This window comes from Yoonia sp. D2-7 (assembly GCF_055809435.1).
The window spans coordinates 1,969,688-1,983,203 of sequence record NZ_CM147912.1 but is presented as its reverse complement, the minus strand read 5'-3'; the positions used below and the strand labels follow the sequence as shown (position 1 = coordinate 1,983,203).

The window sequence follows — 13,516 nt, the reverse complement described above, 5'->3', positions numbered from 1 at the left end:
AAACCCCGCGCAACGGACAGGTGGCCGAGTGGTCGAAGGCGCACGCCTGGAAAGTGTGTAGGCGGGAGACCGTCTCCAGGGTTCGAATCCCTGTCTGTCCGCCATTCCCCATCAACGATAATTTCCATAGTTCGATTGTTTCTACAGTTGGACTGAACGAGCTCATTTTCGAGTCTTTAGTTCAAGGTATCGTGCACGTTTACAGAAATTACGTGACCTGTCCTCCGAAACCTGTCAGCCATTTTGTATTTAGTTTGGGGGATTAGAGATGAACGATACGATTAGAGGCAGCAACAACATGCAAGCGGACTTGATCCAGTTTGCACGGCGCCTGTTGGAAGAGCAGGGCCAGGAAGTGAGCGTTCAGTCCGACAAGCAGATTAAATCGATGTTGGATCAGATACCTCGTAATGATCAGATCAAACTGCTTGCAATGCGCTCTGCATACCGGCTTGCAGGCGGAACAATCGAAGGAACCCAAACGCTGGCGCAGCAGCAGGCAGGTGTTGATGTTGTGACCGCCGATCCTGCTGCAATGGCTCGGACAATCCGAATGATTGTCAAAAACTTTGACCATTCTACGCCAGAGGATGGCAGTGTCTTTTGGACAGGCGTGGACCGCAACAAGCTCCGGTACCTGATCTCGACGTGGAACAAACAACATCCGACGAAGATGTTTGGCCAGCTTGAAGCGACAACAGATACGCGTTTTATGGATGGCGTTTTAGGAGGCGACTGGAATACGGGGGGCGGCAAGACCTATTTTGACGCTGCGTCCGCGGCTTTGGGGCGCGGTGCGACCGGCCACGTGACCAGCGTACAAATGTACGGTTTGCAATCATCGCCCGATAAAATATTTACCAATGTCGAACTGCCAGCGCTTCTCAAGTCCATGGACGATGATCTCGCGAACAACAAACAGCCCAAAATTACGAACCTGTCCATCGTCGTCATCAATCCAATTGGATATCCCGAAACTTGCCGTACGTTCACGAACCTACAGATTTGTAGTATCAACTTGATCAAGAATATTGGGGGCAAGGCGCAGATCTATAATGCGTCTCAAGGGGCTGCCGCAGGGAAAGTTGGGCTGCATGGTCCGACACGCATTCCGGCTCGCGTGCGTCACTATTGGCTTCAAAAGTACCCGGTGCCAATCAGCGCGACCGCTCAGACGATTGCGCAAAACGTTGCATCAATCTTGTATGGGCCTGACCGGTTTGATTTTAATAAGCAGCTCTGAATAATCCGTGACCTTGTCGCGTGTCGGCTTTGTGCCAACGACACGCAATGGGTCAAGCTTGGGAGTGCGATGCGCTAGTCGCGTCGTTTGCTACCTTGGCGGGTCTGATTTGACCTGGTGAAAATTCTGCCCGCATCAAAAAAGGGGCCGGCGAAGCCGGCCCCTGATATTTTTTAGAACGGGATTTCATCGTCCAGGTCGGACCGGCTACTGCCGCCGCCACCTGAATCGCGACCGCCACCGCTTGGGCCGCTGTCATATCCGCCGCCACTACCACCGCCGTAGCCGCCGCTGTCACCACCGTAGCCGCCGCCACCGCCACCGCCTTGGTTGTCACCACGGCCGTCAAGCATCGTCAGTACGCCGCCAAAACCTTGCAGGACAACTTCTGTTGAATATTTGTCCTGACCGGACTGGTCCTGCCATTTACGTGTTTGCAAAGCGCCTTCGATGTACACTTTGGATCCCTTACGCAAGTATTGCTCCGCGATACGGACCAGTCCGTCATTGAAGATAGCGACTGAATGCCATTCAGTCTTTTCGCGGCGTTCGCCGGTGTTCTTGTCTTTCCAAGTCTCAGAGGTCGCGATGCGCAAGTTGCACACCTTTCCGCCATTCTGAAACGAACGGACTTCAGGGTCGCGGCCCAGATTCCCAATCAAGATAACTTTGTTGACCGATCCAGCCATGTCTAAACTCCCCAGCGATTCTGCATATTCGATTTCGCGCAATCTACGTTTCTCCGCTCAGAGTTAATAGTCCGTTGACACGAGAGATTGGCAATTTCTGGAAAAGTTATTAGGTTCGCGGCAAGCGACACATTGTAAGGCGCCTGTTTATGAAAAAAGTAACCGTGTTTTTGACGACCTTCGGGATGTTTGCGGGATCCGTCGTTTGGGCTGATACCGTGTCGACCCGTACTCGGTCAGGGTTGTTGCAAAGCCAGTTGTCCGTTTTGGATGGTCGCGCAACGTCACAATATTCCAGTTCGATCCGGCTTCAACCGCCACGGGCCGTTGTGCCATCGGCGCAGCCGCAGACGCCCGCATACACCGGCCGTTACAAAGGCCCGTTTCTGAATGTCGCGCGGTCTGCCGCACAGCGGCACCAAATTCCTGAAGATTTGTTCCTGCGCCTTGTTCAGCAGGAAAGCGGCTGGAATGCCAATGCGGTCTCGGTCAAAGGCGCGCTCGGCCTAGCCCAATTAATGCCAGATACGGCGCGAGGATTAGGCGTTGACCCACGTGATGCCGCGCAAAATCTTGAAGGCGGCGCACGCTACCTGAAGGCGCAATACGACAAATTTGGTGACTGGCGTCTCGCACTTGCAGCCTACAATGCTGGGCCGGGTGCCGTTGAGCGTTACAACGGCATTCCGCCGTACAATGAAACCCAGAACTATGTGCGCGTCATTTTCGGTAGCTGATTAAACAGGCCGCAACCCTTTACCAGCGCCGTTCTTACGGAAATGCGATGGTGTGTGGCCCATTTTGGCCTGGAAGCTGCGGGTAAAGTAAGCAGCGGATCGAAAACCAAGGTCTTTGGCAATGTCAGCGACAGGCGTCTCCGTTTCGCGCAGAAGCAGGCAAGCCTCATAGGTGATCCGGTCGCGCAGCAGTGCCAGTGCCGATCTGCCGCATGTTTGATTGCAGCAGCGGGTCAGGTGGGTTGGTGTTACGCCCAGTGCAGCTGCAAAATCCGCGACACCCTGTGCCGTTTTGTAATCTCGTTCGATCAGGTCCGTATAAGCCGCAACCAGTCGCGCAGCTGTGCCTTCAGTACGATCATCAACGGCCCGCACTTGGGTGAGCGCCATTTGACGTTCGAAGAAAACAGACAGCAGTCCCAAGTGGTAATGTGCGGCGCGGGAATGCGTCTGTTGCGTAGCGGTGAGTTCTTGTTCGATTGCTTCGAACATCGTTGCGGCCTGTTTTTGACCTTGAACGTCGCGGAGCCGCAGATGAACCGGTTCATCAGGCCATTCGCCCGCCATTGCGTTTGGAATGGTGAGCATGGTGCCAAAAACGGTTGGACCTGCCTCATATCCATACATCACATTTGCGGGCAGATAGATCAGGTTGTTTGGCCCATAGCCGTGCGTCATGCCGGCGACCGTGATGCGGCCCTGTCCTTTGGTGATGAACAAAAGACGGGGTGACGCGTGACTCCGCATGGCTTCGGTGCGCCAGTTGCCAGCCAATTGGTTGTACGCAATAGGCGTCATGGAAAGCGAAGTCGATTGCATCGTCTTAACCGACGGTTGTGATCTTGGCAGTGTCATTGCATGTCCCCACAGCAGCTATGTACAAGTCTGCCAAGCAAAAACCCTTAAAACAATGGGGAATTCATGTTTGAAATGTGAAATCTGTGGACAAATCTGTGGATGAAATCGGTATTGTTGCCCAATCCTTCATTCGCGCCCGGAACCACGTTCTTTGACGTTTTGCGTATCGGCGCGAGGCAATGATAGCGGCTTCACGTGCTTGGGCGAGCGACATCTTACCTTTCAGGTGCGCTATCAGCTCCGGGGCACCGATTGCTTTCGACGACAAATGATCGGGATGCCAAGTGGGTAACATCGCCTCTGCTTCGGCAAGAGCACCCGCATCCAGCATCAAATCAAAGCGCTGTTCGATCCTTGGTGTTAGCCATTCTTTCGGTGCCTCCAGAACAATGGCTGTAACGTCAACCAATGGCAGTAAAGGGGCAGGGGTATTGTCTTGCCAGTCTGCCAATGACCGTCCGGTGGTCGTCAGAACTTCCCAAGCACGCTGCACACGGACCGGGTTCTTTGTGTCGATCCGCGCTGTTGTTTCGGGGTCAAGTTGAGCCAACATGTCTCGGTAGTCTTTGGCATCTGCTTGTACGCGTACGTCGGCTGGTGTCGGCGGAATATCTGCCAGACCTTCGGTCAATGCCGTCAGGTACAGACCCGTGCCGCCCACAATGATTGGGCGTTCACCGTCTAACAGCTTGGCCACGTCACGCAGCCAATGTCCGACCGAATAGCTGCCATCGAACGGGACATGTCCATACAACGCATGTGGGGCACGCGCGAGATCCGCATCGTCTGGTCGTGCTGTCACAATGCGCCAGCCGTCAAATACCTGTAATGCATCAGCATTTACGATCACCCCGCCTTGAGTCTCGGCGATATGTAGCGCAAGGGCGGACTTACCTGACGCCGTCGGCCCTGCGATCACAACTGGCCTGTCTTTCGAAATTGTAATCATGTCAGTGGATTAGGCCTTCTGTGGCGGTTCGTCGTGTGGCGTCGTCGTATCAATCGCGATCAATAGGGATTTCCGTCACTCTGCCATTGTACCCAAGCCGTTTTTGCGACATTTTGCGCGAAGTTGGAAGACACGCATTGATTATAGGGGCACACATCATGGCGGACACCGAAAAAGCAACATACAAACGGGTGATGTTGAAGATCTCGGGCGAGGCTTTGATGGGCGACACCGCCTTTGGTCTGCATCCGCCAACAGTCCAGCGGATCGCCAAAGAAGTGAAAACTGTCCACGACATGGGCGTTGAAATTTGCATGGTGATCGGTGGCGGCAATATCTTCCGCGGACTTCAAGGGTCTGCCCAAGGGATGGAACGCACCACTGCTGACTACATGGGGATGCTCGCCACTGTGATGAACGCGCTTGCGATGCAATCCGCCTTGGAAGAACTCAACATCCACACACGCGTCATTTCGGCGATTACAATGAACGAAGTGGCGGAGCCCTACATCCGCCGCCGTGCCGTGCGCCACCTCGAAAAGAAACGTGTTTGCATCTTTGCGGCCGGGACGGGCAACCCGTACTTCACGACAGACACTGCGGCGACCCTGCGTGCCAATGAAATGAACTGCGAAGCGATCTTTAAGGGGACGAAGGTCGATGGCGTCTACGACAAAGATCCAGCCAAGCACGATGATGCAGAACGCTATGACAAAGTCAGCTATGACGAAGTCCTGCAAAAGCACCTTGGCGTGATGGACGCATCCGCAATCGCGCTTGCCCGCGACAACCACCTTCCGATTGTTGTTTTCAGCTTGGATGAACCGGGTGGCTTCCGCGGTATCCTTGCGGGAACGGGTACTTCGACGGTTGTGCACGACTAACGTGCAACTTTAGGCCAAATCTTGCGTAACTCTTATAGGGTGCCGATTGTTGCATCCTATACAGATGACGTTTTTTAACGTATAGCGACGGAAATCATGCGGGGCAGAAGCCCCAGAAGTAAGAGCAGAACACATGTCAGACGATTTTGAACTTGATACCGACGACCTTGGCCGCCGTATGGATGGTGCAATTGCAAACCTGCGCGTCGAACTTGCGTCCTTGCGGACAGGCCGCGCGTCCGGCTCTATGTTGGAACCTGTTATGGTTGACGCATACGGGTCAATGACCCCAATCAACCAAGTCGGAACAGTGAACGTGCCTGAACCACGGATGGTGACGATCAACGTTTGGGACAAAGGCCTTGTAGGCAAAGTCGAAAAAGCGATCCGCGAAAGCGGTTTGGGTATTAATCCACAGCTGAACGGCACGATCATTATGTTGCCAATTCCCGAGTTGAACGAAGAACGTCGTCGCGAGCTGGGCAAAGTTGCTGGTGGTTATGCGGAAAACGCGCGTGTTTCCGTGCGGAACCTGCGCCGTGACGGTATGGACCAGATCAAAAAAGCCAAGGCCGACGGGATGTCCGAGGACGATCAGAAGTTCTGGGAACAAGAAGTCCAAGATCTGACTGATAAATACATCAAGATCGTTGATCAAACGGTTGAAAGTAAACAAGAAGAGATCATGCAGGTTTAAGTCGACTTTAGCTGATCCGAACCGAGCATTCACTGGAAGGAGGCCACAAGATGGCCAAAGACCTGAACCCCGAACAAGCCGGCCCCGGCCACGTTGCGATCATCATGGATGGCAACGGACGTTGGGCGCAACAGCGGAATCGACCGCGTTTGTTCGGTCACCACGCTGGCGCAAAACGCGTTCGTGAAATCGTGAATGCTTGCCCAGACATCGGCGTCAAATACCTGACGATCTTTGCTTTTTCGACTGAGAACTGGAAACGGACCCAGACCGAAGTTTCGGGCCTGATGCGTTTGTTCCGTCGTTATATTGAACGCGAAGCACGTGATTTGCTGGAAGAGGGTGTGCGCGTCCGTTTCATCGGGGATCGTATGAAGTTGGATGCGAAGCTTGTGACTTTGATGGATAATCTCGAATTGCTCACGTCAAACAATGACCGCGTCCATTTGACGATTGCACTGAACTACGGTGGTCGTGATGAAGTGACGCGCGCTGCCAAGAAGATGGCCTTTGAGATCGAACAGGGCCGTTTGACACATAAAGATGTCGATGCGGAAACCCTTGCGAAATTCCTCGATACGCAGTTCCTGCCTGATCCAGATCTTGTGATCCGTACAAGCGGTGAAGCACGGATTTCGAATTTCTTGCTGTGGCAATCTGCTTACGCTGAATACGAATTTGTCGACACGCTTTGGCCGGACTTCTCCGCAGAGGAATTTGGTAAAGTTGTAGGCAATTTTGGCAGCCGTGAACGCCGTTATGGCGCGGTTTCTGCCTAAGATGTCGGAAGAAACGCCTGCCCAAGCGGCAAAATGGGATGATCTGACCGTTCGGATTACATCCGCTGTCATAATGACATTTGTCGGCGCGGTCGGCGTGATCCTCGGCGGGCATTGGTTCCAGATGATGGTCGTCTTTGTGACGGCAGTGATGGTCTGGGAACTGTGGATGATGATCCGCCCCGAATCTGCAACGTCGGGTATGTTGTTAGCTGCATTGGTTGCATCGGTGATGTCTGGGCAATTACTGGACGAAACATGGCTTGGTCTTGCATTATTTCTCGTGGTGCCAAGCGTCGGCGCATTTTATTTGCGCAAGGAAAAGGTCACGTTTTTCTTCTTCGCGCTTGGCATCCAAGTTGCAGGTTGGGGACTGGTCAGTTTTCGCAGCGATTACGGGTTCACTTGGATTTTATGGTTAATGACTGTCGTGATCGCGACGGACGTTTTTGGCTACTTCGCAGGCCGTACGCTTGGTGGACCGAAGTTTTGGCCATCAATTAGCCCCAAGAAAACATGGAGCGGGACATCCGCAGGCTGGATTGCTGCTGGTCTTGTCGGGTTCATTTTCACGCTGTTTACCAATGCGGGCTGGTCAATCGTTTGGATTTCAATGGTGCTCAGCTTTGCCAGCCAAATGGGTGATATCGCGGAAAGCGCGCTGAAGCGGCGGATGCGGGTTAAGGACAGTTCGACCCTGGTCCCCGGTCACGGTGGCCTGTTTGACCGGTTTGATGCATTGCTTGGCGCGGCGCTGTTCATGCTGCTCGTCGCTTACGTCTTCAATGTTCCCGGAGTGGCCTTTTGAAGACTGTCAGCGTTTTTGGAGCGACAGGATCAATTGGTCAAAATACGCTCGACCTGATTAAGCGTGATCCACAAGCCTATGATGTTGTTGCCTTAACCGGTGGTCGCAATGTGGCGCAACTGGCTGCAGATGCGATTGCGTTGAAGGCCGACATTGCAGTCATCGACGATCCAGATTGTTACACTGACCTGAAGAACCTTCTGTGGGGGAGCGATGTCGAAGCTGCGTCTGGCAGCGCTTCAATCGTGGAAGCGGCGACGCGGCCATGCGATTGGACAATGTCGGCGATTGTCGGTGCTGCAGGTTTGGCACCAGGTTGGGCGGCACTAGAGCAAGGTAAAACGCTGGCGCTTGCGAACAAGGAATCGCTTGTGACGGCTGGCCCCATACTCATGGATCACGCGAACCAGCACGGGGCCACGGTGCTTCCCGTCGATAGTGAACATTCTGCCGTCTTTCAGGCGTTGATCGGCGAAGACATCGCAGCAGTCGAGCGGATCATCATCACGGCGTCAGGCGGTGCGTTCCGTGATTGGCCGCTCGAGGATTTACCGAACGCGTCCTTAGCCGAAGCATCAAGCCACCCGAATTGGGACATGGGCCAGCGCATCACGATTGACAGCGCGTCGATGTTTAACAAAGCGATGGAACTGATAGAAACTAAAGAGTTTTTCGGTGTCCGTCCTGATCAGATAGAAACGATTATCCACCCCGAAAGCTTGATCCATGCACTTGTGGGTTTCAACGACGGGGCGCTGATGGCGCACGTCGGTCCGCACGATATGCGGCACGCGATTGGGTTCGCGCTGAACTGGCCGGTGCGTAAAGATTTGCCCGTCCAACGTTTGGACCTTGCCGCAATAGGATCGCTAAATTTCAAAGCGCCCGAAGATGCGCGCTATCCCGCCTTGCAAATCGCGCGTGACGTGATGGACGAAGGCGGTCTTATGGGCGCTGCGTTTACGGCCGCTAAGGAACAAGCACTTGATAGTTTCATCGCCGGCGATATCGGTTTCATGGACATGGCGCCGGTTGTGGCGAAAACTTTGGACACCATGACGTCGCGCGACGGGCTGAAAAATGTCAAAATGACATTAGATACGGTCAATGAAATAGACCAACTTGCGCGCGTGCGTGCAACCGAGATCACAAAAACGCTGAGGTAGACCTTTGGACCTGACACAAATCTTGCCTGCCCTTGGTGGCACGGCGTGGACATTGATCTTCTTTGTGATCGCCCTTTCGGTGATCGTCGCGATCCATGAATACGGTCATTACATCGTTGGTCGTTGGTCTGGAATCCACGCAGAGGTATTCAGCCTCGGGTTTGGGCCGGTTATCTTTGCGCGTACGGATAAACACGGAACCGTTTGGCAAATCGCTGCCTTACCATTCGGCGGATATGTGAAATTTCTTGGTGATGCGAATGCCGCGAGTGTCGGATCGGACGGCACAGTCTCGGAAGCTGATATGCGCCGGACAATGACCGGTGCACCCTTGTGGGCAAGGGCTGCGACGGTTGCCGCGGGTCCAATCTTTAACTTCATTCTCGCGATTGCCATCTTTGCTGGCTATTTGATGTGGCAAGGAGCGGACAAAACGCCGCTGACGTACGGGTCAGCCCCCGAATTGCCGGCGATCTACCAATCAGAGCTGCAACGCGGCGACGAGATCATCGCAATCGGTGGCATACCAATGAACGACAACGATGCCTCAACGGGCACGTTGGATGACATTCCAGTTTCGCCGACAGTTGATTACGACATCCGTCGCGATGGCGTGGACATGACTGTTCAGGGGCCGTTCCCGATTTTACCATTGGTTAGTGGCATTGCGCCACGGTCTGCCGCTGATGATGCAGGTGTGCGGATCGGCGATTTTATTCTTGCCGCAGACGGTGAACCCATCATTGCGTTCCGTGACCTAGTTGCGGCGAAGGATGCAGCAGGCGAAAAACCGCTGGAATTGACGGTCCTGCGTGGCGACGAAACGCTGACGCTGTCCATGGCTGCACGCGCGGTCGATCTGCCATTGCCCGAAGGCGGGTTCGAACAACGGTTCTTGATCGGCATCAACGGTGGCATCTTCTTCGAAGCAGAACGCGATTCTGTCGGGCTGTGGACCGCTTTGAAATCCGGAACCCAGCAGTTGTGGTGGCGGATTACAACGTCGTTGTCAGGATTATGGCATCTTATGACGGGCGCAATTTCCAGCTGTAACTTGTCGGGACCCGTAGGGATCGCGCAAACGTCCGGTTCTATGGCACAGCAAGGGGCAGGGAGCTTTGTGCTCTTTATCGGCATTCTGTCCGCCGCCGTGGGTCTTTTGAACCTGTTCCCGATTCCCGTATTGGACGGCGGGCACCTTGTTTTCCATGCCTACGAGGCCGTCACACGCCGGAAACCGTCCGAATTTGCATTGCGCGTTCTGATGTCCGGTGGGCTGGCTATCATTGCGACACTGATGATCTTTGCATTGCTGAATGATCTGATCCTTTGCCCTTGATCGGTCACAGGGCTGCCCAGATGTTGCCTTAATTCGCGGTCACAGTGTGCTCAGCAATGCACAGGAGTGACCAATGCAGACGATTGCACAAGGCTACAAAAGCGTTTCCCTTCTTGTTGAACTCAACTGGGATCGTATTTTGACGACCGCGACAGTGATTGGGTCGCTGTATGCTGGCGCCTACATTATGCTTGGCTAATTCATTCACCAAATGATGTGGACGATGATCGAACGCACCCCAACGGGTGCGTTTTGTGCTTTTGACAACCCTGTTCGGACAGGGTACGCCTTCGGGCAATAAACACAGTCAAAGCGGACGATCGAATGCACCTCAAATCGCGGTATGCCTCTGGGCGTTTTAACTCTTTTATGCGGACTGTCGCGATTGTTGGTTTAGTTGGGGCGTTCAGTGGCGTAGCTGATCCGGCTCTTGCGCAAAACTTTGCATTCAATGCTGTGACAATCAGCGGCAACCAACGAGTCGCCGACGGAACCATTCTGACTTTTGCGGGAATCGCGCGGGGCGAACAGGTGACTGCGGCGACAGTGAACGATGCCAGCCAACGTATTCGCGGATCTGGCCTGTTTTCAGAAGTGAATGTGCGCACGCAGGGCAACACACTTGTCATTGACGTCGTTGAATTCCCGACAGTCAACCGCATCAACATTGAAGGCAACAGCCAAGTCCGCGATGCGCAGCTGCTTGAGGTGGTGCGGTCCGAACCGCGTCGCGTCTACACGCCAACGCAAGCAGAAGCCGATACCGCAGCAATTACCGAAGTGTACGCAAGTCTTGGTCGGATCAATGCCGTGGTGACACCGCGCATCATTCCGCTGTCCGATAACCGCGTTGATTTGGTGTTCGAAGTTGTCGAAGCAGGCCTGACCGAAGTCGAACGCATTTCGTTCGTTGGGAACCGTACTTACTCGGAAGGCCGTTTGCGCCGTGTGCTTGAAACGAAACAGGCGGGTATCCTGCGCAGCGTTATTTCACGCGATACTTTTGCGGCTGACCGGATTGCGGTTGACCGCCGTGTCCTGACTGATTTCTACCAATCGCGCGGCTACGCAGATTTCCGCGTCCAGAATGTTGATGTGGCGCTGACACGTGAACGCGACGCATATCTTGTGACGTTTAACGTACAAGAAGGGCAGCAGTTCAAATTTGGTGACGTGTCCGTCAGTAGCGCAATCCCTGAGGCCGATGCCGCCGTCTTCCGCAATGCACTGAAAACGCGGTCTGGTGCCACTTATTCCCCAGAAATGCTCGACAGCGATATTTCGCGGTTAGAGCTTTTGGCGACGCGCATGGGTATCAACTTCTTGCAGGTCGAACCGCGTATTACCCGCGACGACCGCAATCTGCGCCTGAACGTCGAATTCGCGCTTGTGCGTGGGGAACGCATCTTTGTCGAACGCATCGACATCGAAGGGAATTCCACGACGTTGGATCGCGTGATACGCAACCAGTTCCGCGTGGTCGAAGGCGATCCATTTAACCCGCGTGAAGTCCGCGAAGCCGCAGAACGTATCCGCGCCTTGGGTTTCTTCCAGAATGCTGCCGTGAATGCGCGCGAAGGGTCGTCTGCAAGTCAGGTGATCGTAGACGTGGACGTTGAAGAAGGGCCGACAGGTTCGTTGTCCTTTGGTGCCAATTTTAACACGGACGTCGGTCTCGGGCTTTTGGCCAGCTACAAACAGCAAAACTTCCTCGGTCGCGGTCAGCGTTTGGATTTCCAAATTTCAACAGCTGAGACAAACCGTGTCTTCAACTTTGACTTCTCCGAACCAAACTTCTTGGGGCGTGATTTGCGTGCCGGGATCGGGATCGATTACCAGACGACCGACAACGAAAACGCAAACTTTGATACGGAACGGTTCACGCTAAGACCATCGTTGAACTTCCCGGTCAGCGACAATGGTCGTCTGACAACATTCTATGCGTTCAGCTACGAAGATTTGACGGACGTATCCGATACCGTCAGTCAGGTCATCCAAGAAGAGGCGGCTTCTGGCGCCATCTCCACGAATTCCTTGGGTTACACATACAGCTACGACAGCCGTCGCGGCGGGATCGATCCGCTGACAAGTTTCGTGTTCCGCTTTGGTCAGGAATTTGGGATTGGCGACGCGGATTATATCCAGACGACTGCACTGGCTGCTGTGGAGACAAAGGTTCTGAGCGAAGAACTGACACTGCGGGCCACGATCGAAGGCGGTAGCTTGGACTACGCGAACAACAACAGCCGTGTCACAGACCGTTTCTTCCTTGGTTCGCGATTGATGCGTGGTTTTGATGCCGGCGGTATCGGCCCACGTGACGCGGATACCGGTGACGCATTGGGCGGTAACAAATTCGCGGTCGCGCGTCTGGAGGCGGAATTCCCGCTTGGTTTGCCAGAAGAATACGGGATCTCAGGCGGTTTGTTCGTCGATCACGGGTCAGTCTGGGACGTTGGCAATACCTTTGACGCTGATGTTCTGTACAACGACTACACGGCGCGGACAGTTGTTGGTGCGACGATCTTCTGGACAACGCCAATCGGCCCGCTGCGCTTCAACTTTACAGAAGCACTTGATGCACAAACTGAAGACGAGACGAAATCGTTCGACGTGACTATTTCGACAAACTTCTAATGCTGCGATTTGTGCGCATCTGTTCTTTCACCATCGCGGCGTTCCTTGGTTCGCCTGCGATGGCTCAAGATCAGACGGTCGTATTGCCGTCGCCCATCATGGTCGTCGACTTTGAACGGATTTTTGTTGAAACGCTGTATGGTCAGCGCATTGCTGAGATGGTGTCTGAAGAACGGGCACGTGTACAGGCGGACAATGACCGTATCGCCGCTGAACTTTTGGCCGAAGAAACAGCGCTGACTGAAGCGCGGGCCACGATGGACCCTGCCGCATTTCGTGATGAAGCGCGGGCGTTCAACGAACGCGCACAGGCGGTCCGATTGGACCGTGAGGCTGAACAGGCCAAGTTGGTCCAATTGCGTGATACGGAACGGTCGCAATTTCTCGAACGGATTCGCCCGATCATTTTGGCGTTGATGTTGGAACGTGGGGCGGTGGTGTCTATGGATCGCCGCGCTGTCATTCAGGCGATCGGCAGCGCAAACGCGACGGAAGATGCGGTAAGCTTGATTGATACAACCCTCGGCGACGGTTCACGTGATCCAAGCGAACGACCAGCCTTGCGACCGATCGACGAAACAGACAGCCTGCCAGAGGTGGCGCCGATTATTGCTGATGACGCTCTAGAGCTGCCATTGCCGCAAGACGACTTGCCGCAATCTGAGTGACTAGGTAAACAAGTCTAAAGCAGTGGGTGGTGCAAGTCGTGCGGCCCAAAAGACCAAGAAAG

14 protein-coding genes and 1 tRNA gene are annotated in these 13,516 nt (G+C 54.2%); 12 read left to right on the top strand and 3 right to left on the bottom strand.

Features of this window, described 5'->3' with window-relative positions; genetic code table 11:
• The first annotated feature begins 14 nt into the window (after positions 1-14).
• Together AC0L7R_RS09650 and AC0L7R_RS09645 are read left to right on the top strand one after the other, a co-directional pair.
• Positions 15-104, top strand: a tRNA-Ser gene (locus tag AC0L7R_RS09650).
• Between the two features lie 164 nt (positions 105-268).
• Entirely contained in the window at positions 269-1,243 is a 975-nt protein-coding gene (locus tag AC0L7R_RS09645; protein WP_473656645.1) for a hypothetical protein, read from the top strand.
• A 173-nt stretch (positions 1,244-1,416) separates the two neighbouring features.
• Here the strand turns inward: AC0L7R_RS09645 and AC0L7R_RS09640 are convergent, their stop codons facing one another.
• A complete protein-coding gene (locus AC0L7R_RS09640; protein ID WP_247127120.1) occupies positions 1,417-1,932 on the bottom strand; it encodes a single-stranded DNA-binding protein in 516 nt (171 codons plus the stop codon).
• Positions 1,933-2,081: 149 nt separating this feature from the next.
• Between AC0L7R_RS09640 and AC0L7R_RS09635 the strand changes: the two genes are divergently transcribed.
• A complete protein-coding gene (locus AC0L7R_RS09635) occupies positions 2,082-2,669 on the top strand; it encodes a lytic transglycosylase domain-containing protein (RefSeq protein ID WP_348106909.1) in 588 nt (195 codons plus the stop codon).
• On the opposite strand, the gene AC0L7R_RS09630 is transcribed toward AC0L7R_RS09635, so the two are convergent.
• Together AC0L7R_RS09630 and miaA are read right to left on the bottom strand one after the other, a co-directional pair.
• Positions 2,670-3,524, bottom strand: a complete 855-nt coding sequence (locus AC0L7R_RS09630; protein ID WP_473656644.1) for a helix-turn-helix domain-containing protein — start codon at positions 3,522-3,524, stop codon at positions 2,670-2,672.
• A 64-nt stretch (positions 3,525-3,588) separates the two neighbouring features.
• A complete protein-coding gene (miaA, locus tag AC0L7R_RS09625; protein ID WP_473656643.1) occupies positions 3,589-4,476 on the bottom strand; it encodes a tRNA (adenosine(37)-N6)-dimethylallyltransferase MiaA in 888 nt (295 codons plus the stop codon).
• Positions 4,477-4,634: 158 nt separating this feature from the next.
• Between miaA and pyrH the strand changes: the two genes are divergently transcribed.
• The 9 genes from pyrH (at position 4,635) to AC0L7R_RS09580 (ending at position 13,454) form a co-directional block, all read left to right on the top strand.
• Entirely contained in the window at positions 4,635-5,360 is a 726-nt protein-coding gene (gene pyrH, locus AC0L7R_RS09620) for a UMP kinase (protein ID WP_247127124.1), read from the top strand.
• Between the two features lie 133 nt (positions 5,361-5,493).
• On the top strand, positions 5,494-6,057 hold the full coding sequence (gene frr / locus AC0L7R_RS09615; RefSeq protein ID WP_247127125.1) for a ribosome recycling factor: 564 nt from the start codon (positions 5,494-5,496) through the stop codon (positions 6,055-6,057).
• Between the two features lie 50 nt (positions 6,058-6,107).
• Positions 6,108-6,836, top strand: coding sequence for a polyprenyl diphosphate synthase (gene uppS, locus AC0L7R_RS09610; protein ID WP_473656641.1), 729 nt, complete (start codon positions 6,108-6,110; stop codon positions 6,834-6,836).
• On the top strand, positions 6,817-7,644 hold the full coding sequence (locus AC0L7R_RS09605; RefSeq protein ID WP_473656639.1) for a phosphatidate cytidylyltransferase: 828 nt from the start codon (positions 6,817-6,819) through the stop codon (positions 7,642-7,644). Before uppS ends, AC0L7R_RS09605 begins: the two co-directional genes overlap by 20 nt.
• Positions 7,641-8,810, top strand: coding sequence for a 1-deoxy-D-xylulose-5-phosphate reductoisomerase (gene dxr / locus AC0L7R_RS09600; RefSeq protein WP_473656638.1), 1,170 nt, complete (start codon positions 7,641-7,643; stop codon positions 8,808-8,810). The genes AC0L7R_RS09605 and dxr overlap by 4 nt, the downstream gene beginning before the upstream one ends.
• Before the next feature lie 4 nt (positions 8,811-8,814).
• Positions 8,815-10,149: an RIP metalloprotease RseP gene (gene rseP / locus AC0L7R_RS09595; RefSeq protein ID WP_473656636.1), complete on the top strand. Its 1,335-nt coding sequence runs from the start codon at positions 8,815-8,817 to the stop codon at positions 10,147-10,149.
• Between the two features lie 73 nt (positions 10,150-10,222).
• On the top strand, positions 10,223-10,348 hold the full coding sequence (locus AC0L7R_RS09590; RefSeq protein WP_281501939.1) for a hypothetical protein: 126 nt from the start codon (positions 10,223-10,225) through the stop codon (positions 10,346-10,348).
• Positions 10,349-10,473: 125 nt separating this feature from the next.
• The gene (gene bamA / locus AC0L7R_RS09585; RefSeq protein WP_473656634.1) at positions 10,474-12,786 is read left to right on the top strand and encodes an outer membrane protein assembly factor BamA; all 2,313 of its coding nucleotides are present in this window, start codon (positions 10,474-10,476) and stop codon (positions 12,784-12,786) included.
• Positions 12,786-13,454: an OmpH family outer membrane protein gene (locus tag AC0L7R_RS09580; RefSeq protein WP_473656633.1), complete on the top strand. Its 669-nt coding sequence runs from the start codon at positions 12,786-12,788 to the stop codon at positions 13,452-13,454. The genes bamA and AC0L7R_RS09580 overlap by 1 nt, the downstream gene beginning before the upstream one ends.
• Positions 13,455-13,516: the final 62 nt, after the last annotated feature.